Origin of the sequence: Allosphingosinicella deserti, from assembly GCF_003012735.1 — a bacterium.
In the GTDB taxonomy this organism is placed as follows: Bacteria; Pseudomonadota; Alphaproteobacteria; order Sphingomonadales; family Sphingomonadaceae; genus Allosphingosinicella; species Allosphingosinicella deserti.
On the sequence record NZ_PXYI01000008.1, the window covers coordinates 1 to 21,458 of the forward strand.

The following is a 21,458-nucleotide window of genomic DNA, read 5'->3' on the forward strand; positions in this document are numbered from 1 at the left end:
GGGCCAGGCCACGCCCGCAGCGGCTGCCGCGCCGGCCGCGGCACCGGCCGCGCCGGCCGCGGCACCGGCCGCGCCGCAAGCGGCCCACGCGGTTGCCCCGGCCGTGGTGCCGGACATTCCGCATGAATCGGTCAAGCTGTCGAACATCCGTAAGACGATCGCGCGGCGGCTCACCGAATCGAAGCAGAATGTCCCGCACATCTATCTCACCGTCGACGTTCAGCTCGACAAATTGCTCAAGCTCCGTTCCGAACTCAACGCCGGGCTCGAGGCCCGCGGCGTGAAGCTGTCGGTCAACGACATGCTGATCAAGGCGCTGGCGGCGGCACTGATGGAGGTGCCGAGTTGCAACGTCATGTACACCGGCACCGAACTCGTCACCTTCAAGCGTGCCGATATCTCGGTGGCGGTGTCCACCCCGACCGGCCTGATCACGCCGATCGTCGCGCAGGCCGACACCAAGTCGCTGTCGGCGATCGCGACCGAGATCAAAGAGCTGGCCGGCCGCGCCCGGGAGGGCAAGTTGAAGCCCGAGGAATATCAGGGCGGAACCGCCAGCCTCAGCAACATGGGCATGTACGGCATCAAGCAGTTCGAAGCCGTGATCAATCCGCCGCAGGGCATGATCATGGCGATCGGCGCCGGCGAGAAGCGCCCCTACGTGATCGACGACAGCCTGCAGATCGCGACCGTGATGAGCGCCACCGGCAGCTTCGACCACCGCGCGATCGACGGCGCCGACGGCGCCCAGCTGATGCAGGCATTCAAGCGCCTGGTCGAAAACCCGCTGGGCATGCTGGCGTGATCGATCATGGCCTGCTGCTTGCCGCCGTCACCGGCGGGCAGCCGCGGGGTACCAACTTGGTCGTCATCGCTAATGCAGGCCCGCCCTCCCCATTGCCGTTCTGGATCAGCTTGGCGATTGGCGCGGCGCTGGTCTTGACGGCGGCGGCACAGGCCCGTCGCAGCGATCGGGTGTCGGGACAGGATGGACCGACGCGCAGCCGGCGAATCCTGCTCACCGCCTGCGCCTGGGCGATCGTCGTCGCCTTGATGGCTGTGCCGGAGGCGCTGGCCGGATATATTGACGACTCGATCTTTATCGCCGCGCCGCTCCGCATCGCGGCCCTGCTCATGCTCGCCGTTTCGCTGTACGGCGGCCTCGATCTCCTGCTCGATTATTTTGCCCCGCAGCGGAGCCGTGCCTGGCGCCCCGTGGCGGTCCTGCTGTTTGCCGCGTTACCCCCGGCATTCAGCGCCGCGACCGGCCTGCACGATTGGGCCGAGCTGTTCGGCGACGCTGGGGGGCTGCGCCTGATCCTTGCAGGTGCCGCGGCGGGGCTGATCTGGTGGTCCTGTCTTCCTGCATCCCACCGCGGACTTACTCATGTCTTCGAATAGGCTGTCGTTCACCCGCCGCGTCCTGCACGTAGCGACGAAGCTGCGGCCGCCATCACGGATGGAGCGCTTTAATGGCTGACACTTACGATCTCATCGTCCTTGGTTCCGGGCCCGGCGGCTATGTCGCTGCGATCCGTGCGGCGCAGCTTGGGCTCAAGACGGCGATCGTCGAGCGGGAGAAATTGGGCGGCATCTGCCTCAACTGGGGCTGCATTCCGACCAAGGCGCTGCTGCGCACGTCGGAGATCAACCATTATCTGACCCACGCCTCCGCCTATGGCCTGTCGGCGGAGAAGGTCAGCTTCGATCTCGCCAAGATCGTCGACCGCAGCCGCAAGGTCGCCGGCCAGCTCAACGCCGGCGTCAAAGGGCTGATGAAGAAGAACAAGGTCACCGTCGTCGAAGGCGAGGGCGCCTTGAAGGGCAAGGGCATGCTGACCGTCACCAAGGACGGCAAAACCACCGAACTCAACGCCAAGCACATCATCGTCGCCACCGGTGCCCGGGCCCGCGACCTGCCGTTCGCCAAGGCGGACGGCAAGCGCGTCTGGACCTATCGTCACGCGATGGTGCCGGCCGAGATGCCGTCCAAGCTGCTGGTCATCGGATCGGGCGCGATCGGAGTCGAGTTCGCGAGTTTCTATTCCGACATGGGCGCCAAGGTGACGATCGTCGAGATGCTCGACCGCATCCTGCCGGTGGAGGACGAGGAGGTTTCGGCCTTCGTCCACAAGGCGCTGACCAAACAGGGAATGACCCTGCTCACCAGTTCCGGAGTCGACAAGCTCGACGTTAGCGCCACCGGTGTCAAGGCGACGTTGAAGGGCGGCGCAGTCGAGGAATTCTCCCACTGCATCGTCGCCATCGGCATTGTGCCCAACACCGAAAATATCGGCATCGAGGCGCTCGGCATCGAAACCAATCGCGGCCACATCGTCACCGACGGTTTCGGCCGCACCAACGTCGAGGGCATCTACGCGATCGGCGACGTCACCGGCCCGCCGTGGCTCGCCCACAAGGCGAGCCACGAAGGCGTCGTCTGCGTCGAGGCCATTGCCGGCAAGAACCCGCATCCGTTCGAGACCTGGAACATCCCGGGCTGCACCTATTCGCGGCCGCAGGTCGCTTCGGTCGGCTTCACCGAAGCCAAGGCCAAGGAAATCGGCCACGAGGTCAAGGTCGGCAAATTCCCGTTCATCGGCAACGGCAAGGCGATTGCGCTCGGCGAGGCGGAAGGCTTCGTCAAGACGGTGTTCGACGCAAAGACCGGCGAGCTGCTCGGCGCCCACATGGTCGGCGCCGAAGTCACCGAGCTGATCCAGGGCTATGTGGTGGCCCGCCAGCTCGAGACCACCGAGGAAGACCTGATGCACACCGTCTTCCCGCACCCGACCTTGTCCGAGATGATGCACGAGAGCGTGCTCGACGCCTACGGCCGCGCGCTCCATTATTGATGGCGCACCGCCGGCGCGTCACTGCGCCGGCGGAACCGCCTTTCACGGGTCGCGCACTCGGAGACCGCGAAGACGAACGCTTGAAGGCGGACGGGCGGCATGCTCTACCATCGGTCATGATACGACCGACGCTTTACGCCGCCGCCCTTTTCGCAACCACCGCCGTCCAGCCCCTTGCAGCCGCACCGCTGACCGAATCCTATACGGTCATCGTCGGCGGCCGGAACGTCGGCCATCTCGATGCCGCGACCGAAGGCGGCTCCACCCGAATCGACTGGGACATCAAGAATAACGGCCGCGGTCCGACCATCGCGGAGACGGTGCGCGTCGATGCCCGCGGGTTCCCCACTGCCTGGAAGGTCAGCGGCGCCACGACCTTCGGCGGCAAGGTCGACGAGAGCTTCGCGCTCAAGGGCAAGTCCGCGCGCTGGACCGACAGCACCGGCAGCGGCACGGGGGCGGTCGCCGAACCCAGCCTGTACGTTCCCCAGAATGCGAGCCCCTTCGCGCTCAGCATCTACGGCCGGGCGCTGCTCGCCGACGCCGATCTTGCGCTGCCGGCGCTTCCCGGCGGCACGCTGCGGCTCAGCAAAGGCGAGACGCTGACGCTGAACGGGGCCGGCGGCGCGGTCGAGGTCACCGCTTATGCGCTGAGCGGGATCAATCTCAATCCGGACTACTTCCTGCTCGACAAAGAAGGGCGGCTGTTCGCCGCGATCGGCGGCCGCGGCGTGACCGTGCGCAAGGGCTATGAGGGCGAGGATCAGCGGCTGCGTGACCTCGCCGAGCGGATGTCGGCGGCGCGCTACGCCGAGATCCAGAAATCGACTGCGCATGCGTACGGCGCGCCGATCCGCATCCGCAACGTGCGGCTGTTCGATCCGAAGACGCTCGCGCTCACCGAGCCGAGATCGGTACTCGTCTGGCGGGACAGCATCGCCGCGGTCGAGCCGCTCGACAGCCCGGCGACGCCGGGCGAGGTGACGATCGACGGTGCCGGCGGAACCCTGGTCGCCGGCATGACCGAGATGCACGGCCATGTCTCCGAAGACGATGCGGTGCTCAATCTCGCCGCCGGGATCACGACGATCCGCGACATGGGCAACGACAATGACGAGCTCGAAAGCATCATCCAGCGAATCGAAAGCGGCCAGTCCGCCGGGTCGCGTATCGTCGCGAGCGGCTTCATCGAGGGTCGCAGCCCGTTCAGCTCCAACAACGGCATCGTCGCCGAGAGCGAGGTCCAGGCGGTGGAGGCGGTGCGCTATTATGCGGCGCGCGGTTACTGGCAGATCAAGATCTACAACAGCATCGATCCGGCCTGGGTGCCGGCGATGGTCGCCGAAGCGCATCGTCTGGGCCTGCGCGTCTCCGGCCACGTCCCGGCCTTTTCGACCGCCGATGCAATGATGGAGGCCGGCTATGACGAGCTGACCCACATCAACCAGTTCGTGCTCGGCTGGTTGCTGCAGCCGGGCGAGGACACGCGCAACCTGCTCCGGCTGACCGCCCTTCGGCGGCTCAAGGGGCTCGATCTCGACAGCCCCAAGGTGCGCAAGACGATCGATCTGATCGTCTCCAGAAAGGTGGCGATCGATCCTACGCTGGTGATCCACGAAGCCTTCACCCAGACCCGCAACGGGCAGGTGCCGCCGGGCATGGCCGACTATCTCGATCACCTGCCGGTCGCCGAGCAGCGCAGCGCGAAGCAGGCCTGGGTCGATCTGTCGGCGCCGGGCGACGATCAGGCCTATCGTGCCGCGTTCGAGCAGATCGTCGCGACCCTGAAGATCCTGAACGACAAGGGCGTGCTGATCGTGCCGGGCACCGACATGGGCGGCGCCTTCACCTATCATCGGGAGCTCGAACTCTATCAGAAGATCGGCATGACGCCGGCGCAGATCCTGAAGCGCGCCACGTTCGACATGGCCGCCTATCTCGGCGAGGATCAGCGGCGCGGGTCAATCGAGAAAGGCAAGCTCGCCGATTTCTTCCTGATCGCCGGCGATCCGACCCGGGATCTGAAAGCGATCAAGTCGATCGCAATGGTGGTCAAGAACGGCACCGTCTATTTTCCCAGCGAGATCTACCAGCGTTTCGGCATCGTCCCGTTCGCACAGCCGCCGCGGGTCGTGCCTGCGAAGGCTGAGACTCGGGCAGCGACCACCGCGGACGCGGCGTCGTCATGAGCGTGCGCGGCGGCACCCGCAGCGAGCCGGCCGGCGGCTTGCCCCCGTTCGGCTCCGCGGAGATGCCGCCGGCGCCCCGCTCGTGGTGGCGGATCGTCGGGCCTGGCGTCGTCGCCGCCGGTGTCGGCCTCGCCTCGGGCGAGTTCATCCTCTACCCCTATATCGCAAGCCAGGTCGGCCTGGTCTTCATCTGGGCGGCGGCGGTCGGCCTGATTACCCAATATTTCATCAACATGGAGATCGAGCGCTATACGCTTGCGACCGGCGAGACCGTGCTCACCGGCTTCAGCCGGCTCGGGAGACATTGGGGGCTCGTCTTCGCGCTGCTCGCCATCCTCGCCAATCTCTGGCCGGGCTGGGCGACGGGCGCTGCGACGCTGCTGACCTTCCTCGTGGGCGGCGACGTGCGGCTGATCGCGATCGCATTGCTGGTCGCGATCGGGCTCATCCTCACCCTGTCCCCGGTCGTCTATCGGGCGCTCGAGCGCACCCAGATGCTCAAGGTCGCCTGCGTCGGCGGGCTGATCCTGGCCGCGATCCTGTTCGCAATCCCGGGCGATCTCTGGGCCAGGGCGCCGGCGCTTGCCGCCGACGTCCAGATCCCCGCGGCGCAGCTCGGCTGGCCGTTGCTGCTCGGCGCACTCGCTTATGCAGGCGCCGGCGGCGGCCAGAATCTCTGCCAGTCCAACTGGATCCGCGACAAGGGCTTCGGCATGGGCGTGCACGCGCCGAGGATCGTCAGCCCCCTGACCGGCGAGCCGGTCGCCGATGCCGGCACGGGCTGGCAGTTCGATCCGCATCCGGAGGCGATGCGCCGCTGGCGCGCCTGGTGGCGGTTCGCCAATATCGAACAGCTCGCCACCTTCGTTGCGATCAGCTTCGTCACCATCCTGTTCACCTCGCTGCTCGCCTACGCGACCCTGTCGGGACGGACGGACCTGCCGCGGGACATCGGCTTCCTGAAGATCGAGGCGGCGACCCTGTCGGCCCGTGTCGGCCCGTGGTTCGGCACGCTGTTCCTGGCCGTCGGCGCCTTCTCGCTGTTCGCCGCCGCGCTCGGCATCGTCGATTATACCGCCCGGCTCACCGCGGACGTGCTGCGGACGAGCTACACCAAGCGGAGCAGCGAAAGCCTGCTCTACGCCGGCATCGTCTGGACGATGGTGCTGGTCGGTATAGCGATCATCGGCAGCGGCCTCGATCAACCGCTGATCCTGCTGGTCATCGCCGGCTGCGTCGCCGCCTTCATGATGTTCGTCTATTCCGCCCTGCTGATCGTCCTCAACCGGCGGCTGCTGGCGCCGGAGATCCGACCGGCCACCTACCGGATCGGCGTCTTGGTCTGGGCGGTCGGGCTGTTCGGCATCCTCTCCGTGATCACGATCGTCGATCAGGCGAAGAGGCTGATCGGTTAACTCCTGGCTGCGCCGCGGCTCGACACCGGCCGATCGCCATCGCTACTGATCTCGCACACCATCTTCCGGAGCCGTCCGAATGCGCAAAGCCCTGACCACCGCCATCTTCCTCGCTGCCGCTGCGCCGGTCTCTGCCGAGACCGTCGTGGTCACCGCCGATCGCATGGTCGACGTCCTCGCGGGCAAGGTGGTCGAGGAGCCCGTGGTGGTGATCACCGACGGCCGCATCGCGTCCGTGGTGTCGCGGGGCGGCGGACGGCCGAACATACCGGAGGGCGCCAAGCGGATCGATTTGCCTGGCAAGACGATCCTGCCGGGTCTGATCGACATGCACGTCCACCTCGATTCCAATCCACGCTTCGGCGGTTATACCGGCCTGCAATTCACCGACATGTTCTGGGTCGCGCAGGGCGTGCAGAATGCGCAGGACATGCTCCGCGCCGGCTTCACCACTGTGCGCAATGTCGGCTCGGAACATTATTCCGACGTCGGCTACAAACAGGCGATCGACGAGGGGCTGATGGTCGGCCCGCGGATTGTCCCCGCCGCCCACGCGCTGTCGGCGACCGGCGGCCATTGCGATCAGACCTATTTGCCGCCGTCGTTCAAGGCAAAGGGACAGGCGGTGGGCGATGGTCCGCAGGAACTGCGTGCCCGCGTCCGGGAGCAGCGGAAATATGGTGCCGAGGTGATCAAGGTCTGCGCGACCGGCGGAGTGTTCTCGCGCAACACCGAGCCGGGGCAGCAGCAGCTCTCCGAGGACGAGCTCCGCGCCATCGCCGAAGAGGCGCATCAATGGGGCCTGAAGGTCGCCGCCCATGCCCATGGTGCCGCCGGCATCAAGGCGGCGATCCGCGCGGGCATCGACACGATCGAGCACGCCAGCCTGATCGATGCCGAAGGCATCCGCCTTGCCAGGGAGCGGGGCGCCTATCTGTCGATGGACATCTTCAACACCGAATATACCCAGGCCGAAGGTGCCAAGAACGGCGTGCTAGAAGACAATCTGCGCAAGGATCGCGAAGTTGCCCAGATCCAGCGCGACAATTTTCGCGCTGCGCACAAGGCCGGCGTCAAGATGGTGTTCGGCTCCGATGCCGGCGTGATGCCGCACGGCACCGCCGGTGGCCAGTTCCGCTGGATGGTGGAATATGGGATGACTCCGATGGAGGCGATCCAGGCCGCGACGCGGACTGCCGCGCAAGCGCTCGGCCGCGAGAAGGATCTCGGCGCGATCGCCGCGGGCCGCTACGGCGACATCATCGCTGTCGACGGTGATCCGACCGCCAACGTCCGCGCGCTCGAGCACGTCGACGTGGTCATCAAGGGCGGCGAGGTCGTCAAGCCCGCCGGATGACCCTTGATCGTCGGGCAGTGAAGGCCGACTTTGCCGCCGCGATCAACATGGACGCGGGCGATCTCGAAGACTGGCTCGAGAGCCCGCAAAGCCTGTCCGTCGGCCAGAAGAAGAACGGCGCAACGGAGAGCGTCGGCCATGCAGCCGGGCGCGGGATCGTCGCGATCCTGCGCACCCCGGATGCGGCGCTCGACGACCAGGATTACCGGCTGATGCGCAAGGCGGTGGGTTTCATCCGCCGCCACCGCGCCCAGGAGCCCGCCAACATGGTGACCTCGCGCTGGCGCTATTCGCTGATGAACTGGGGCCACGATCCGCTCAGATGAGGTTTGACCCGGCGAAATTGCCGCTTGAAGTTGACGCAGCGTCAAGCGCTACGGCGGGGCCATGGACGACCTTCTCGACATAGCCGAAGTGGTGCGCCGCACCGGGGTGAGTTCACGAACCTTGCGCTTCTACGAAGCCCGCGGGCTGCTTCAGCCGCTGCGGACGGCCTCCGGGCGGCGGGTCTACGGCCCGGCCGATCTCGATCGCCTGGCGCAAATCCTGGCGCTGAAGCGTGCCGGATTGACGCTCACCCAGATCCAGCGCCTCGACCGCGCGCGATTGCCCGATCTCGGACGGCTGATCGAGGCGCAACTGGACGCGATCTCGGTCCGCGTCGCCGAGCTCGGAGAGGCCAGGTCGCTGCTGCTCTCCGTCAAGTCCCGCATCGATCGCGGCGAGCCGATCGACGTTGCAACCTTCTGCTCGCTGATATCCCACGGAGATACGATCATGAAGGACGATGGCTGGAAAGAGGTGCTGGAGCGCCATTACACGCCGGAGGAGCTTGCGCATTGGGCAGCGAACCCGCCACTCGAAGGTTTCGATCAGGCCGCCTATTCGCGCCAGTGGGAGGCGCTCGGCGCACGGATCGAGGAGGCGCTGCCGCTCGATCCCGCAAGCGATCGGGCGCAGGCCTTCCTCGACGAATGGAATGCCCTGCTGGCGCCGTTCCGCGCGGTCGCGACCCCCGAGATGATGGCGGGTGCCAGCCGTTTCTGGGCCCAGGCCGAACAATATCGCGACGACGTGCGGATGCCCTTTTCGATCGAAGTCAGGGACTTGATCGCCGCCGCGCAGTGCGCCCGAAATGGATGACCGACACCGGCTCCTTGCCTTTTCGGTTCACGTGCCGATCTAGGAGCTCGTAACAAGGGAGCGACAGCGAATATGAAGGGTTATTGCGACAACATCGAAGAGGTCACGGTTGCGAACGAGGATTTCCGCCGGGTGCTCTACACCGGCAAGAATCTCCAGCTGGTGCTGATGACGCTGAAGCCTGGCGAGGAGATCGGCGAGGAGGTTCACGAGGACCGCGACCAGTTCTTTCGCGTCGAGGAAGGCGAGGGGACCGTCTACATTGACGGCGCGCCGAACAAGGTGCGGGACGATTTCGCGGTGATCGTGCCGGCCGGCGCGCGGCACAACGTCGTCAACGACGGCAGCGCGCCGCTTCGGCTCTACACGCTTTATGGCCCGCCCGAGCACAAGGACAAGGTCGTCCACAAGACCAAGGAACAGGCCGATCGCGACCACGAGAATGACGAGTGGACGGGCGAGACGACGGAGTGAAATGATCCGCCGCCGTGTGCCGGCTTCGGGCATTTTGCCGATACGCTAATCCAGGCTCAGGTTCTTCGATGAGCGACGCTGCGGACCTCACCTACGAACGGCTCAATCAGGTGCACGGCGTCGTTTCGAAGATCAGGCGCGACATCGTCTCGGTACGGCAACGTCTTTCATCGGTTGAGCGATATCAGGCCGTTCAATCGGGTGTTATCGCCCAGCAACGGTCCGAGCTCGGTGATATGCGCACCGACATTGCGCGCATCGAGCGGCGCCGCGATCCCTTGGGGTGTAAGCCGGAGCAACCGCGGAGCGCCAAATCCGATTCCTGCTCAAGGGCTTGCAAACATCGCCCGTTGACCCATCTGGGACTCGCGGTTATAGGCCGCCTCGCCCGGGGCCGGTGGTGGTTCTTTTCACAAGACCCAGATGCCGTGTCGAGACGGGCGCCAGAGCTTGAACATTGCTGATGCGACGCAAGGGCCAGGGGGCCGATCGGCCGCCCTGTTTTTTGCGCATTTTGCGCCTCAGTAAAGTAACTAAGGTGAAGGGCTTCATGCCAACGATCAATCAGCTGATCCGCAAGGGTCGCGAGCCGCAGAAGGCGAAATCCAAGGTTCCCGCGATGGAGCAGAATCCGCAGAAGCGCGGCGTTTGCACTCGCGTCTACACGACGACCCCGAAGAAGCCGAACTCGGCGCTGCGCAAGGTCGCCAAGGTTCGCCTGACGAACCAGCGCGAAGTGATCAGCTACATTCCCGGCGAGGGCCACAACCTTCAGGAGCACTCGGTGGTCCTGATCCGCGGCGGCCGCGTCCGCGACCTTCCGGGTGTCCGTTACCACGTCCTGCGCGGCGTGCTCGACACCCAGGGCGTCAAGGACCGTCGCCAGTCCCGTTCGAAGTACGGCGCCAAGCGTCCGAAGTAAGCCATACGGCTGAAGTCAAGAAGGGTTTAAGAAATGTCCCGTCGTCGTCGCCCAGAGAAGCGCGAAATCCTGCCCGATCCGAAGTTCGGAGACGTGGTGCTGTCCAAGTTCATGAACTCCGTCATGCTCGACGGCAAGAAGTCGGTGGCCGAAGGCATCGTCTATGGCGCGCTCGACACCGTCGAGACCCGCGCCAAGCGCGATCCGATCGGCGTGTTTCATGACGCGCTCAACAACGTCAAGCCGGGCATCGAAGTCCGCAGCCGCCGCGTCGGCGGTGCGACCTATCAGGTGCCGGTCGAAGTCCGCACCGAGCGTGCCCAGGCACTTGCCATCCGCTGGCTGATCTCCTCGGCGCGTGCCCGCAGCGAGAACACGATGGCGGCCCGCCTGTCGGGCGAACTGCTCGATGCCGCCAACAATCGCGGCAATGCGGTCAAGAAGCGCGAGGACACGCATCGGATGGCCGAAGCCAACCGCGCCTTCTCGCATTATCGCTGGTAATCCCTATATCGTTGGAAGCGGAGCCCAGGCGCTCCCTTCCGACATTGGAGTTTAAGATCATGGCCCGCAGCCATCCGCTCGACCGCTATCGCAACATCGGCATCATGGCCCACATCGATGCCGGTAAGACGACGACGACCGAGCGCATCCTCTATTACACCGGCAAGTCCTACAAGATCGGCGAAGTCCATGAGGGCACCGCCACCATGGACTGGATGGAGCAGGAGCAGGAGCGCGGGATCACGATCACGTCGGCCGCGACGACCTGTTTCTGGAACGATCACCGCATCAACATCATCGACACGCCCGGGCACGTCGACTTCACCATCGAAGTCGAGCGTTCGTTGCGCGTGCTCGACGGCGCGGTGGCTTGCTTCGACGGCGTTGCCGGCGTCGAGCCGCAATCCGAGACCGTTTGGCGCCAGGCCGAGAAGTACAAGGTCCCGCGGATGTGCTTCGTCAACAAGCTCGACCGCACCGGCGCGAGCTTCGAGCGCTGCGTCGACATGATCAAGGATCGCCTTGGCGCGCGCCCGGCCGTCCTGTATCTCCCGATCGGCATCGAGGGCAGCTTCAAGGGTCTCGTCGACCTGGTCGAGAATCGCGCCATCGTCTGGCTCGAGGAGTCGCTCGGCGCGAAGTTCGAATATCAGGACATTCCGGCCGACCTGGCGGATGCGGCCGCAACCGCACGCGCCGACCTCATCGAGATCGCGGTCGAGCAGGACGATGCCATCATGGAATCGTACCTTGAAGGCAACGAGCCCGACGCCGCGACGCTGAAGGCCCTTATCCGCAAGGGCACGCTCAACTTCTCGTTCGTCCCGGTCCTCTGCGGCTCGGCGTTCAAGAACAAGGGCGTCCAGCCCCTGCTCGACGCGGTCGTCGACTATCTGCCGTCGCCGCTCGACATTCCGCCGGTTGAAGGCATCAACCCGGACAATGACGCGACCGACACCCGTGCGGCCGCCGACGATGCGCCGTTCTCTGCACTCGCCTTCAAGATCATGAACGATCCGTTCGTCGGCTCGCTCACCTTCGCCCGCATCTACTCGGGCAAGCTCGAGAAGAGCACCGTGCTCAACTCGGTGAAGGACAAGAAGGAAAAGATCGGCCGCATGCTGCTGATGCATGCGAACAGCCGCGAGGACATCGATGTGGCCTATGCCGGCGACATCGTTGCACTCGCCGGCCTCAAGGAGACCACCACCGGAGACACGCTCTGCGCTTCCAACGCGCCGATCATCCTCGAGCGGATGGAATTTCCGGAGCCGGTCATCGAGCTGTCGGTGGAGCCGAAGACCAAGGCCGACCAGGAGAAGATGGGCATCGCGCTCAACCGCCTGGCTGCCGAGGATCCGTCGTTCCGAGTGTCGACCGATCACGAATCGGGTCAGACGATCATCAAGGGGATGGGCGAGCTCCACCTCGAGATCCTCGTCGATCGCATGAAGCGCGAGTTCAAGGTGGACGCCAATGTCGGTGCGCCGCAGGTCGCCTATCGCGAATATCTCGCGAAGCCGGTCGAGCTCACCTACACCCACAAGAAGCAGTCGGGCGGCTCCGGCCAGTTCGGTGAAGTGAAGGTGAAGGTCTCGCCTGGCGAGCGTGGCTCGGGCTTCCAGTTCCTCGACGAGATCAAGGGCGGCAATATCCCGCGCGAATATATCCCGTCGGTGGAGAAGGGCATGCGTGAGACCGCCGAGAGCGGCTCGCTGATCGGCTTCCCGATCATCGATCTCACCGTGCAGCTCCTGGACGGCAAGTATCACGACGTCGACTCGTCGGCGCTGGCATTTGAAATCACCGGTCGCGGTGCAATGCGCGAAGCGGCTCAGAAGGCCGGCATCAAGCTGCTCGAGCCGGTGATGAAGGTGGAAGTCGTCACTCCCGAGGATTATCTCGGCGACGTGATCGGCGACATCAACAGCCGTCGTGGTCAGATCCAGGGCACCGACACCCGGGGCAACGCCCAGGCGGTCGAAGCGCTGGTGCCGCTTGCGAATATGTTCGGCTACGTTAATGAGCTGCGGTCCTTCACCCAGGGCCGGGCGCAGTACACGATGCAGTTCTCGCATTACGACGAAGTCCCGGCGAACGTCGCGGAAGAGGTCAAGGCGAAGCTCGCTTGAGCTGCCTGAACGGTTGAAATTGGATAGAAACGAGGATTAGGCAAAATGGCGAAAGCTAAGTTCGAGCGGACGAAACCGCACTGCAACATCGGCACCATCGGTCACGTCGACCACGGCAAGACCTCGCTGACCGCGGCGATCACCAAGGTCCTCGCCGAAACCGGCGGCGCGACGTTCACCAGCTACGACAACATCGACAAGGCGCCGGAAGAGCGTGAGCGCGGCATCACCATCTCGACCGCGCACGTCGAGTACGAGACGGAAGCGCGCCACTATGCGCACGTCGATTGCCCGGGCCACGCCGATTATGTGAAGAACATGATCACCGGCGCCGCGCAGATGGACGGCGGCATCCTGGTGGTGTCGGCTGCCGACGGCCCGATGCCGCAGACTCGCGAGCACATCCTGCTCGCCCGTCAGGTCGGCGTTCCGGCGCTCGTCGTGTTCATGAACAAGGTCGATCAGGTCGACGACGAGGAGCTTCTCGAGCTCGTCGAGCTCGAGATCCGCGAGCTGCTGTCGTCCTACGACTTCCCGGGCGACGACATTCCGATCGTCAAGGGTTCGGCGCTTGCCGCTCTCGAGGATTCGGACCGCAAGATCGGCCACGACGCCATCCTGGAGCTGATGAAGGCTGTCGACAGCTACATTCCGCAGCCGGAGCGTCCGCTCGACCGTCCGTTCCTGATGCCGATCGAGGACGTGTTCTCGATCTCGGGTCGCGGCACCGTCGTCACCGGCCGCGTCGAGACCGGCATCGTCAAGGTTGGCGAGGAAGTCGAGATCGTCGGCATCAAGGACACCCGCAAGACCGTCGTCACCGGCGTCGAAATGTTCCGCAAGCTGCTCGATCAGGGCCAGGCCGGCGACAACATCGGTGCGCTGATCCGCGGCGTCGGTCGTGAGGAAGTCGAGCGCGGCCAGGTTCTCTGCAAGCCGGGCTCGATCCGTCCGCACACCGACTTCCAGGCGGAAGTCTATGTCCTCTCGAAGGACGAAGGCGGCCGTCACACGCCGTTCTTCGCCAACTACCGTCCGCAATTCTACTTCCGCACGACCGACGTGACGGGCGAAGTGGTTCTGCCGGAAGGCACCGAGATGGTGATGCCGGGCGACAACGTGCAGATCGGCGTGAAGCTCATTGCTCCGATCGCGATGGATCAGGGCCTGCGCTTCGCGATCCGCGAAGGCGGCCGGACCGTCGGCGCAGGGGTTGTCGCCGAGATCACGAAGTAATATAGGGCTGCAGCCGCCCGGATCTCCGTGATTCGGGCGGCTCGCCTCGAAGAAAAGTTTGGCCGCACCGGGGCCGTGAGGCTCCGGTGAAGCCGTGTTTTGAATGCCCCCGCATGGGGGCTGGCTCTTTCGCATCGGTATGGACATGGAAACGCAGAACATCCGCATTCGCCTGAAGGCGTTCGATCATCGTGTGCTCGATCAGGCCACCGGCGACATTGCCGATACGGCTCGTCGCACCGGCGCTCTCATCCGCGGCCCCATTCCTCTCCCGACGCGCATCGAAAAGTTCACCGTCAACCGCTCGCCCCACGTCGACAAGAAGTCGCGCGAGCAGTTCGAGGTGCGCACCTACAAGCGGCTGCTCGATATCGTCCAGCCGACTCCGCAGACCGTCGACGCGCTTATGAAGCTCGACCTCGCGGCAGGTGTTGATGTCGAGATCAAGTTGGCCTAAAGGGCTGACGCGGTGTCGAGAATCGGCGCCACGGGATTTGCGCTGCGCGGCCTCGGGGCAGGCGCGGCAGGGGCTTTCTGAAGAGGCCCGCACAAAGTAAGAACTTTGTGGGAATTGGGATACCGCACGGCTTGCCGTGGTCTGCGTCCCCCGCATCTCCGTTTCGGCGGGGAATGGCCCAAGCGGGGCACGCATTTTTTATGGGCTGGCACGCCCGCGGGAACGCTCCGTTTCCGCGGGCCTCTGTATAAGGAGTGTGGATCATGCGCACTGGCGTGATCGCTAAGAAAATGGGTATGACCCGACTGTTCCAGGAAGACGGCCGCCACGTGCCGGTTACCGTCCTGGCGCTCGACAATCTTCAGGTGGTTGCTCGCAAGGAAGCCGACAACGACGGTTACGTCGCGGTCCAGCTCGGCGCCGGCACTGCCAAGGCCAAGAACCTGTCCAAGCCGGAGCGCGGCCATTTCGGCAAGGCCGAAGTGGAGCCGAAGGCCCGTCTCGCGGAATTCCGCGTTGCCGAGGATGCGCTGCTCGACGTGGGCGCGGAGATCTCCGCCGACCATTTCGCCATCGGCCAGCTGGTCGACATCCAGGGCGTCACGCAGGGCAAGGGCTTCGCGGGCGGCATGAAGCGTTGGGGCTTCGGTGGTTTGCGGGCGACTCACGGCGTCTCGGTCTCTCACCGTTCGCTCGGTTCGACCGGTCAGCGTCAGGATCCGGGTCGCGTCTTCAAGAACAAGAAGATGGCCGGCCACATGGGCGCGAAGAACCGCACCCAGCAGAACCTCGAAGTGGTCCGCACCGACGTCGAGCGCGGTCTGATCTTCGTCAAGGGCTCAGTGCCCGGCCACAAGGGTGGCTGGCTGCTGGTCAAGGACGCCGTCAAGGTCACCCGTCACGCCGACGCTCCTTATCCGGCCGGCGTTCGCCAGGCCGCCGTCACCACCGAGGCTCCCGCTCCGGCGGCAGCCACCGAAGGCCAGGAAGGCTAAGCCATGAAGGTCACAGTTCAGACCCTCGATGCCCAGGGCAGCGGCGAAATCGAGCTCAACGATGCCGTGTTCGGCGTCGAGCCGCGCGCCGACATCCTGCACCGCGTCGTCACCTGGCAGCTCGAGAAGCGTCGCGGCACCGCCCGCGGTGCTCGCGAGCGCTCCGATGTCGCCCGCACCGGCAAGAAGTTCGGCCGCCAGAAGGGCGGCGGTACCGCCCGTCACGGCGATCGTCGCGCACCGATCTTCGTCGGCGGCGGCAAGGCCCACGGTCCCCGCGTTCGTGACTTCAATCCGTCGCTGAACAAGAAGGTCCGCGCGCTCGGCCTCAAGATGGCGCTCAGCACCAAAGCCGCTGCCGGCCAGCTGATCGTCCTCGACAGCCTGGACGTCTCGGAAGCCAAGACCAAGGCGGTCCGCGAGCAGCTCGGCAAGCTGGGCCTCGGCAAGACCGCTCTCGTCATCGACGGCGATGCGCTGAACATCGGCTTCGCCCAGGCGTCGTCGAACCTGCGCCAGATCGATCTTCTCCCGGCGGTCGGTGCCAACGTGTACGACATTCTGAAGCATGAGACTCTGGTGCTGACCCGCGCCGCTGTCGAGAAGCTGGAGGCCCGTTTCAATGGCTAAGGCAAAGAACGGCCAGGTCGACATCAACCATTATGATGTCGTCCTCGCGCCCCACATCACCGAGAAGTCGACCCTGCTCAGCGAGCAGAATGCGGTCGTCTTCAAGGTCGCCCAGAGCGCGACCAAGCCGCAGATCAAGGCGGCGGTCGAGGCTCTGTTCAACCGCAAGGTGGCGAGCGTCAACACGCTGACGCAGAAGGGCAAGACCAAGCGCTGGAAGGGTCGTCCCTACACGCGCTCGGATGTTAAGAAGGCAGTGGTGACCCTCGTCGAAGGCCAGGAGCCGATCGACGTCACCACGAATATCTGAGGGCGCGCGAGCAATGGCACTCAAGACCTATAATCCGACGACCCCCTCGCAGCGTGGCCTGATCCTCGTCGACAAGTCGGCGCTTTGGAAGGGCAAGCCGATCAAGGCGCTTACCGAAGGCAAGCGCAAGACCGGTGGACGCAACAACAAGGGCCATGTGACCTCGCGCGGTATCGCCGGCGGCCACAAGCAGCGTTACCGCTACATCGATTTCAAGCGCCGCAAGTGGGACGTTCCCGCGACCGTCGAGCGCCTGGAATATGATCCCAACCGCACCGCGTTCATCGCGCTGGTGAAGTATGAGGACGGCGAGCAGGCCTACATCATCGCTCCGCAGCGTCTGGCACCGGGCGACGTCGTCGTCGCCGGCCGCCGCACCGATGTGAAGCCGGGCAATGCGATGGAACTGGGCTCGATCCCGGTCGGCACCATCGTCCACAATGTGGAGATGAAGCCGGGCAAGGGCGCTCAGATCGCCCGCTCCGCCGGCACCTATGTCCAGGTTGTCGGTCGTGACCGCGGCATGGTCATCGTCAGGCTCAATTCAGGCGAGCAGCGTTATATCCACGCGAACTGCATGGCGACGATCGGTGCGGTGTCGAACCCCGACAACCAGAACCAGAACTTCGGCAAGGCCGGTCGCACCCGCTGGATGGGCCGTCGACCGCTGACCCGCGGTGTCGCCAAGAACCCGGTCGACCACCCGCACGGCGGTGGTGAAGGCCGGACCTCGGGCGGCCGTCACCCGGTTACCCCGTGGGGCAAGCCGACCAAGGGTGCCCGCACCCGCAACAACAAGGCGACGGACAAGATGATCATCCGTTCGCGCCATGCTAAGAAGAAGAGGTAACAATGGCCCGCTCCGTCTGGAAAGGTCCGTTCGTCGAGCTTTCTCTGCTCAAGAAGGCAGAGGCCGCGCAGGACGCCAACAGCCGTGCGCCGATCAAGACCTGGTCGCGCCGTTCGACGATCCTCCCGCAGTTCGTCGGCCTCACCTTCAACGTCTACAACGGCAAGAAATTCATTCCCGTCTCGGTGAATGAAGAGATGGTCGGGATGAAGCTCGGCGAGTTCGCTCCGACCCGCTACTTCCCGGGCCACGCGGCCGACAAGAAGGGCAAGAGGTAAGCCATGGGCAAGCAGGCATCCCCCCGCAAGGTCGCGGACAACGAGGCGCTCGCGGTCGGCACGACCATCCGCGGCTCCGCGCAGAAGCTGAACCTGGTTGCGGCGCTGATCCGCGGTCGCAAGGCCGAAGACGCGCTCAACATCCTGTCCTTCTCGCCCAAGGCGATGGCGGTCGAGGTTCGCAAGGTGCTCGCGTCGGCGATCGCCAATGCCGAGAACAACCACAATCTCGACGTCGATGCCCTCGTCGTCGCCGAGGCTTCGGTCGGCAAGAGCATCTCGATGAAGCGCTTCACGCCGCGTGCGCGCGGCCGTTCGAGCCGGATCATCAAACCGTTCAGCCGCGTGCGCATCGTCGTCCGCGAGCAGCAGGAAGCGTAAACCATGGGTCAGAAAACCTCTCCGATCGGGCTTCGTCTTCAGATCAACCGGACCTGGGACAGCCGCTGGTACGCCGAGGGCGCCGACTATAGCCGGCTGCTTGTCGAGGATCTGAAGATCCGCAAGTTCATCATGAAGACGCTGCCGCAGGCGGCGATCTCCAAGGTTGTGATCGAACGTCCCGCCAAGCTCTGCCGCGTGTCCATCTATGCCGCACGCCCGGGCGTGATCATCGGCAAGAAGGGCGCCGACATCGAGAAGCTGCGCAAGCAGCTCGGTGCGATGACCAAGAGCGACGTCAGCCTGAACATCGTCGAGATCCGCAAGCCGGAGATCGATTCCAAGCTCGTCGCACAGGGCGTCGCCGATCAGCTCGAGCGCCGCATCGCCTTCCGTCGTGCGATGAAGCGCGCGGTGCAGTCCGCCCTCCGCCTCGGCGCCGAAGGCATCCGCATCACCTGCTCGGGCCGTCTCGGCGGCGCCGAGATCGCGCGGACCGAATGGTATCGCGAGGGCCGCGTGCCGCTGCACACGCTGCGCGCCAACGTCGACTATGCGGAAGCGACCGCCCACACGGCCTATGGCGTGTGCGGCATCAAGGTCTGGATCTTCAAGGGTGAGATCCTCGGCCATGATCCCATGGCCCAGGACCGGCTGATGATGGAGGCTCAAACCTCCGGCGTCCGCCCGGCCCGCTGAGTTTAGGAACGAGCAATGCTGCAACCGAAACGCACCAAGTTCCGCAAGGCCTTCAAGGGCCGCATCCATGGCGATGCCAAGGGCGGAACCGCGCTGAACTTCGGCGCCTACGGCCTCAAGGCCATGGAGCCGGAGCGGATCACCGCGCGTCAGATCGAAGCGGCCCGCCGCGCGATCACGCGTCACATCAAGCGTCAGGGTCGCCTCTGGATCCGCATCTTCCCGGATGTGCCGGTGTCGTCCAAGCCTGCCGAAGTCCGCATGGGCTCCGGTAAGGGCAGCCCGGAATTCTGGGTCGCCCGCGTCAAGCCCGGCCGTATCCTGTTCGAGCTCGACGGCGTCCCCGGTCCGCTTGCCAAGGTCGCTTTCGAGCGGGCCATGGAGAAACTGCCGATCAAGACCAAGGTCGTCGCCCGCCTTGGCGAATCCCTGGTTGAGGAAGCCTGATCATGGCCGACGAACTGAAGACCCGTACCGACGACCAGCTCAACGAGCAGATGGGCGAGCTGAAGCGCGAGCAGTTCAACCTGCGCTTCCAGGCTGCCACCAACCAGCTCGAGAAGCCGTCGCGGATCCGTGAAGTGCGCCGCACCATTGCGCGCATCAAAACGCTGCAGAGCGAGCGCAGCCGCGCCGCTCAGACCAAGGCCTAAGGAGTAGATAGAATGCCGAAGCGCGTTCTCACCGGCAGGATCGTGTCGGACAAGACCGACAAGACCGTGGTGGTCCTGGTCGAGCGGCGGGTGAAGCACCCGCTCTACGGCAAGATCATCAAGCTGTCGAAGAAGTACCATGCCCATGACGAAGCCAACGAGTTTCGCGAGGGCGAGACCGTCCGCATCGAAGAGACGCGGCCGATTTCGAAGCTGAAGACCTGGCGCGTCATGGATCGCGTGGATACCCACGCGACGCCGCAGAAGGCCGATATCGCCTGAGGCTTCGGCCTCACGTTGAAACTGATCGCCGGACTCGTTCCGGTTGAAGTGAAAGAAGGAATGGATCGATGATCCAGATGCAGTCGAACCTCGACGTCGCCGACAACTCTGGCGCCAAGCGCGTCCAGTGTATCAAGGTGCTCGGGGGCTCGAAGCGCCGCTTCGCCGGCGTAGGCGACGTCATCGTCGTCTCGGTGAAGGAAGCCGCCCCCCGTGGCCGCGTGAAGAAGGGCGACGTCCACAAGGCCGTCATCGTCCGCACCGCCAAGGACATCCACCGTGCCGACGGATCGACCATCCGGTTCGATTCCAACGCCGCTGTGCTCGTCAACAACAACCAGGAGCCGATCGGGACCCGTATCTTCGGCCCGGTGGTTCGTGAGCTGCGCGCGAAGAAGCACATGAAGATCATCAGCCTGGCGCCGGAGGTCCTGTAACATCATGGCTGCTGCAAAGATCAAGAAGGGCGACCGCGTCGTCATCCTGTCCGGCAAGGACAAGGGCAAGACCGGCGAAGTAACGAAGGCGATGCCGAAGGACGGCAAGGTCGTCGTTTCGGGCGTCAACATCATCACGCGTCACCGCAAGCCGAGCCAGACCAACCCGCAGGGTGGCCTGGAGCGCACCGAGGCGCCGCTTCACGTTTCCAAGGTTGCGATCGAGGACCCGAAGGACGGCAAGCCCAGCCGGGTCCGTTTCGAGATCCGTGACGGCAAGAAGGTCCGCGTTGCCGCGCGGTCCGGGGAGTTGATCAATGGCTGATGCCAAGTACACCGCGCGCCTTCGGCGCGACTATGACGAGCGCATCGTTGCGGCGATGACCGAGAAGTTCGGGTACAAGAACCGTCTCGAAGTCCCGAAGCTCGACAAGATCGTCTTGAACATGGGCGTCGGCGAGGCCACCCAGGACAAGAAGAAGGTCGAGACCGCGGCTGCCGAGATGCAGCTCATCGCCGGTCAGAAGCCGGTCGTCACCAAGGCGAAGAAGTCGATCGCACAGTTCAAGCTGCGTGAAGGCATGCCGATCGGCGTGAAGGTTACCCTTCGCCGCGAGCGCATGTACGAGTTCCTCGACCGTCTGATCACGATCGCCCTGCCGCGCGTCCGCGATTTCCGCGGGCTCAACGCGAAGTCGTTCGACGGCCGCGGCAATTATGCGATGGGTCTCAAGGAACAGCTGGTGTTCCCCGAGATCAACTATGACCGCATCGAGAAGGTGCGCGGCATGGACATCATCGTCACCACCACCGCGAAGACGGATGACGAGGCGCGCGAGCTGCTGCGCCTGTTCAATTTTCCGTTCCCCCGCACCGAAGAAGATCAGCAGCAGGCGGCCTGAGGCCCCTGATGCCTGAAGCAAGAAAGGCGAGAACTTAAGTCATGGCGAAACTGAGTTCCATCAACAAGAACGAGCGTCGCAAGAAGCTGGTGAAGAAATATGCCGGCCAGTATGCGAAGCTGAAGGCAATTGCGGACGATGAGTCCCTCGATGAGACCGAGCGTCTGATCGCGCGTCTGAAGATGGCAGAGATCCCGCGCAACGCGAACCCCACCCGCGTGCGCAACCGTTGCCAGATCACCGGCCGTCCGCGTGCCAATTATCGCAAATTCGGACTTTCGCGAATCATGATCCGGGAACTGGGCAACAAGGGCCTCATCCCCGGTCTCACGAAGTCGAGCTGGTAAGGTATAGATC

General features: G+C 64.6%; 28 protein-coding genes. All 28 read left to right on the forward strand.

The annotated features are described in order from the left end of the window. Positions 1–805: 2-oxo acid dehydrogenase subunit E2 (locus tag C7I55_RS20855; protein WP_199192975.1), on the forward strand; the 805-nt coding region annotated here is incomplete at its 5' end. Further along, on the forward strand, positions 802–1,401 hold the full coding sequence (locus C7I55_RS20860; RefSeq protein WP_106514975.1) for a hypothetical protein: 600 nt from the start codon (positions 802–804) through the stop codon (positions 1,399–1,401). The genes C7I55_RS20855 and C7I55_RS20860, both read left to right, overlap by 4 nt. Positions 1,402–1,472: 71 nt before the next feature. After that, positions 1,473–2,855, forward strand: coding sequence for a dihydrolipoyl dehydrogenase (gene lpdA, locus C7I55_RS20865; RefSeq protein ID WP_106514976.1), 1,383 nt, complete (start codon positions 1,473–1,475; stop codon positions 2,853–2,855). A 116-nt stretch (positions 2,856–2,971) separates the two neighbouring features. Then, positions 2,972–5,044, forward strand: a complete 2,073-nt coding sequence (locus tag C7I55_RS20870) for an amidohydrolase family protein (RefSeq protein ID WP_106514977.1) — start codon at positions 2,972–2,974, stop codon at positions 5,042–5,044. Continuing rightward, positions 5,041–6,459, forward strand: coding sequence for an Nramp family divalent metal transporter (locus C7I55_RS20875; RefSeq protein WP_199192977.1), 1,419 nt, complete (start codon positions 5,041–5,043; stop codon positions 6,457–6,459). Before C7I55_RS20870 ends, C7I55_RS20875 begins: the two co-directional genes overlap by 4 nt. 79 nt (positions 6,460–6,538) lie before the next feature. Further along, the gene (locus C7I55_RS20880; protein ID WP_106514978.1) at positions 6,539–7,816 is read left to right on the forward strand and encodes a Xaa-Pro dipeptidase; all 1,278 of its coding nucleotides are present in this window, start codon (positions 6,539–6,541) and stop codon (positions 7,814–7,816) included. Continuing rightward, positions 7,813–8,142: a DUF3140 domain-containing protein gene (locus C7I55_RS20885; protein WP_106514979.1), complete on the forward strand. Its 330-nt coding sequence runs from the start codon at positions 7,813–7,815 to the stop codon at positions 8,140–8,142. The genes C7I55_RS20880 and C7I55_RS20885 overlap by 4 nt, the downstream gene beginning before the upstream one ends. Positions 8,143–8,203: 61 nt before the next feature. Further along, entirely contained in the window at positions 8,204–8,959 is a 756-nt protein-coding gene (locus C7I55_RS20890) for a MerR family transcriptional regulator (protein WP_106514980.1), read from the forward strand. A 72-nt stretch (positions 8,960–9,031) separates the two neighbouring features. Next, the gene (locus tag C7I55_RS20895; RefSeq protein WP_106514981.1) at positions 9,032–9,433 is read left to right on the forward strand and encodes a cupin domain-containing protein; all 402 of its coding nucleotides are present in this window, start codon (positions 9,032–9,034) and stop codon (positions 9,431–9,433) included. Between the two features lie 550 nt (positions 9,434–9,983). Continuing rightward, positions 9,984–10,355: a 30S ribosomal protein S12 gene (gene rpsL / locus C7I55_RS20900; protein WP_028969180.1), complete on the forward strand. Its 372-nt coding sequence runs from the start codon at positions 9,984–9,986 to the stop codon at positions 10,353–10,355. Between the two features lie 33 nt (positions 10,356–10,388). After that, positions 10,389–10,859, forward strand: coding sequence for a 30S ribosomal protein S7 (rpsG, locus tag C7I55_RS20905; protein WP_106514982.1), 471 nt, complete (start codon positions 10,389–10,391; stop codon positions 10,857–10,859). A gap of 59 nt (positions 10,860–10,918) precedes the next feature. Further along, on the forward strand, positions 10,919–12,991 hold the full coding sequence (gene fusA / locus C7I55_RS20910; protein WP_106514983.1) for an elongation factor G: 2,073 nt from the start codon (positions 10,919–10,921) through the stop codon (positions 12,989–12,991). A gap of 45 nt (positions 12,992–13,036) precedes the next feature. Next, positions 13,037–14,227: an elongation factor Tu gene (gene tuf, locus C7I55_RS20915; RefSeq protein ID WP_106514984.1), complete on the forward strand. Its 1,191-nt coding sequence runs from the start codon at positions 13,037–13,039 to the stop codon at positions 14,225–14,227. Between the two features lie 145 nt (positions 14,228–14,372). Next, the gene (gene rpsJ, locus C7I55_RS20920; protein ID WP_028969184.1) at positions 14,373–14,684 is read left to right on the forward strand and encodes a 30S ribosomal protein S10; all 312 of its coding nucleotides are present in this window, start codon (positions 14,373–14,375) and stop codon (positions 14,682–14,684) included. Positions 14,685–14,947: 263 nt separating this feature from the next. Further along, on the forward strand, positions 14,948–15,679 hold the full coding sequence (rplC, locus tag C7I55_RS20925; protein WP_106514985.1) for a 50S ribosomal protein L3: 732 nt from the start codon (positions 14,948–14,950) through the stop codon (positions 15,677–15,679). Between the two features lie 3 nt (positions 15,680–15,682). Next, positions 15,683–16,309: a 50S ribosomal protein L4 gene (rplD, locus tag C7I55_RS20930; RefSeq protein ID WP_106514986.1), complete on the forward strand. Its 627-nt coding sequence runs from the start codon at positions 15,683–15,685 to the stop codon at positions 16,307–16,309. After that, positions 16,302–16,619: a 50S ribosomal protein L23 gene (locus tag C7I55_RS20935; protein ID WP_106514987.1), complete on the forward strand. Its 318-nt coding sequence runs from the start codon at positions 16,302–16,304 to the stop codon at positions 16,617–16,619. Before rplD ends, C7I55_RS20935 begins: the two co-directional genes overlap by 8 nt. Before the next feature lie 13 nt (positions 16,620–16,632). Then, positions 16,633–17,469, forward strand: coding sequence for a 50S ribosomal protein L2 (rplB, locus tag C7I55_RS20940; protein ID WP_106514988.1), 837 nt, complete (start codon positions 16,633–16,635; stop codon positions 17,467–17,469). Between the two features lie 2 nt (positions 17,470–17,471). After that, positions 17,472–17,747: a 30S ribosomal protein S19 gene (rpsS, locus tag C7I55_RS20945; protein WP_106514989.1), complete on the forward strand. Its 276-nt coding sequence runs from the start codon at positions 17,472–17,474 to the stop codon at positions 17,745–17,747. Positions 17,748–17,750: 3 nt separating this feature from the next. Then, positions 17,751–18,128 (forward strand): 50S ribosomal protein L22, encoded by a 378-nt coding sequence (rplV, locus tag C7I55_RS20950; protein ID WP_106514990.1) that lies wholly within the window; start codon positions 17,751–17,753, stop codon positions 18,126–18,128. Positions 18,129–18,131: 3 nt separating this feature from the next. Continuing rightward, on the forward strand, positions 18,132–18,827 hold the full coding sequence (rpsC, locus tag C7I55_RS20955; RefSeq protein WP_106514991.1) for a 30S ribosomal protein S3: 696 nt from the start codon (positions 18,132–18,134) through the stop codon (positions 18,825–18,827). Positions 18,828–18,842: 15 nt separating this feature from the next. After that, positions 18,843–19,274, forward strand: coding sequence for a 50S ribosomal protein L16 (gene rplP, locus C7I55_RS20960; RefSeq protein WP_106514992.1), 432 nt, complete (start codon positions 18,843–18,845; stop codon positions 19,272–19,274). Between the two features lie 2 nt (positions 19,275–19,276). Then, positions 19,277–19,480: a 50S ribosomal protein L29 gene (gene rpmC / locus C7I55_RS20965; RefSeq protein ID WP_106514993.1), complete on the forward strand. Its 204-nt coding sequence runs from the start codon at positions 19,277–19,279 to the stop codon at positions 19,478–19,480. 12 nt (positions 19,481–19,492) lie between these two features. After that, complete coding sequence (gene rpsQ / locus C7I55_RS20970) at positions 19,493–19,762, forward strand: 30S ribosomal protein S17 (RefSeq protein WP_106514994.1); 270 nt, start codon at positions 19,493–19,495, stop codon at positions 19,760–19,762. Between the two features lie 68 nt (positions 19,763–19,830). Next, positions 19,831–20,199, forward strand: a complete 369-nt coding sequence (gene rplN / locus C7I55_RS20975; RefSeq protein WP_106514995.1) for a 50S ribosomal protein L14 — start codon at positions 19,831–19,833, stop codon at positions 20,197–20,199. Between the two features lie 4 nt (positions 20,200–20,203). Beyond that, positions 20,204–20,524 (forward strand): 50S ribosomal protein L24, encoded by a 321-nt coding sequence (gene rplX, locus C7I55_RS20980; RefSeq protein WP_106514996.1) that lies wholly within the window; start codon positions 20,204–20,206, stop codon positions 20,522–20,524. After that, positions 20,517–21,101 (forward strand): 50S ribosomal protein L5, encoded by a 585-nt coding sequence (rplE, locus tag C7I55_RS20985; RefSeq protein WP_106514997.1) that lies wholly within the window; start codon positions 20,517–20,519, stop codon positions 21,099–21,101. Before rplX ends, rplE begins: the two co-directional genes overlap by 8 nt. 41 nt (positions 21,102–21,142) lie before the next feature. After that, positions 21,143–21,448 (forward strand): 30S ribosomal protein S14, encoded by a 306-nt coding sequence (gene rpsN / locus C7I55_RS20990; RefSeq protein WP_106514998.1) that lies wholly within the window; start codon positions 21,143–21,145, stop codon positions 21,446–21,448. The last annotated feature ends 10 nt before the right edge of the window (positions 21,449–21,458 follow it).

What these genes read in the sequence shown, in the direction of transcription:
- lpdA (WP_106514976.1), top strand. Translation starts at nt 1,473, where the DNA reads ATGGCTGACACTTACGATCTCATCGTCCTTGGTTCCGGGCCCGGCGGC.
- C7I55_RS20870 (WP_106514977.1), top strand. Translation starts at nt 2,972, where the DNA reads ATGATACGACCGACGCTTTACGCCGCCGCCCTTTTCGCAACCACCGCC.
- C7I55_RS20875 (WP_199192977.1), top strand. Translation starts at nt 5,041, where the DNA reads ATGAGCGTGCGCGGCGGCACCCGCAGCGAGCCGGCCGGCGGCTTGCCC.
- C7I55_RS20880 (WP_106514978.1), top strand. Translation starts at nt 6,539, where the DNA reads ATGCGCAAAGCCCTGACCACCGCCATCTTCCTCGCTGCCGCTGCGCCG.
- C7I55_RS20885 (WP_106514979.1), top strand. Translation starts at nt 7,813, where the DNA reads ATGACCCTTGATCGTCGGGCAGTGAAGGCCGACTTTGCCGCCGCGATC.
- C7I55_RS20890 (WP_106514980.1), top strand. Translation starts at nt 8,204, where the DNA reads ATGGACGACCTTCTCGACATAGCCGAAGTGGTGCGCCGCACCGGGGTG.
- C7I55_RS20895 (WP_106514981.1), top strand. Translation starts at nt 9,032, where the DNA reads ATGAAGGGTTATTGCGACAACATCGAAGAGGTCACGGTTGCGAACGAG.
- rpsL (WP_028969180.1), top strand. Translation starts at nt 9,984, where the DNA reads ATGCCAACGATCAATCAGCTGATCCGCAAGGGTCGCGAGCCGCAGAAG.
- rpsG (WP_106514982.1), top strand. Translation starts at nt 10,389, where the DNA reads ATGTCCCGTCGTCGTCGCCCAGAGAAGCGCGAAATCCTGCCCGATCCG.
- fusA (WP_106514983.1), top strand. Translation starts at nt 10,919, where the DNA reads ATGGCCCGCAGCCATCCGCTCGACCGCTATCGCAACATCGGCATCATG.
- tuf (WP_106514984.1), top strand. Translation starts at nt 13,037, where the DNA reads ATGGCGAAAGCTAAGTTCGAGCGGACGAAACCGCACTGCAACATCGGC.
- rpsJ (WP_028969184.1), top strand. Translation starts at nt 14,373, where the DNA reads ATGGAAACGCAGAACATCCGCATTCGCCTGAAGGCGTTCGATCATCGT.
- rplC (WP_106514985.1), top strand. Translation starts at nt 14,948, where the DNA reads ATGCGCACTGGCGTGATCGCTAAGAAAATGGGTATGACCCGACTGTTC.
- rplD (WP_106514986.1), top strand. Translation starts at nt 15,683, where the DNA reads ATGAAGGTCACAGTTCAGACCCTCGATGCCCAGGGCAGCGGCGAAATC.
- C7I55_RS20935 (WP_106514987.1), top strand. Translation starts at nt 16,302, where the DNA reads ATGGCTAAGGCAAAGAACGGCCAGGTCGACATCAACCATTATGATGTC.
- rplB (WP_106514988.1), top strand. Translation starts at nt 16,633, where the DNA reads ATGGCACTCAAGACCTATAATCCGACGACCCCCTCGCAGCGTGGCCTG.
- rpsS (WP_106514989.1), top strand. Translation starts at nt 17,472, where the DNA reads ATGGCCCGCTCCGTCTGGAAAGGTCCGTTCGTCGAGCTTTCTCTGCTC.
- rplV (WP_106514990.1), top strand. Translation starts at nt 17,751, where the DNA reads ATGGGCAAGCAGGCATCCCCCCGCAAGGTCGCGGACAACGAGGCGCTC.
- rpsC (WP_106514991.1), top strand. Translation starts at nt 18,132, where the DNA reads ATGGGTCAGAAAACCTCTCCGATCGGGCTTCGTCTTCAGATCAACCGG.
- rplP (WP_106514992.1), top strand. Translation starts at nt 18,843, where the DNA reads ATGCTGCAACCGAAACGCACCAAGTTCCGCAAGGCCTTCAAGGGCCGC.
- rpmC (WP_106514993.1), top strand. Translation starts at nt 19,277, where the DNA reads ATGGCCGACGAACTGAAGACCCGTACCGACGACCAGCTCAACGAGCAG.
- rpsQ (WP_106514994.1), top strand. Translation starts at nt 19,493, where the DNA reads ATGCCGAAGCGCGTTCTCACCGGCAGGATCGTGTCGGACAAGACCGAC.
- rplN (WP_106514995.1), top strand. Translation starts at nt 19,831, where the DNA reads ATGATCCAGATGCAGTCGAACCTCGACGTCGCCGACAACTCTGGCGCC.
- rplX (WP_106514996.1), top strand. Translation starts at nt 20,204, where the DNA reads ATGGCTGCTGCAAAGATCAAGAAGGGCGACCGCGTCGTCATCCTGTCC.
- rplE (WP_106514997.1), top strand. Translation starts at nt 20,517, where the DNA reads ATGGCTGATGCCAAGTACACCGCGCGCCTTCGGCGCGACTATGACGAG.
- rpsN (WP_106514998.1), top strand. Translation starts at nt 21,143, where the DNA reads ATGGCGAAACTGAGTTCCATCAACAAGAACGAGCGTCGCAAGAAGCTG.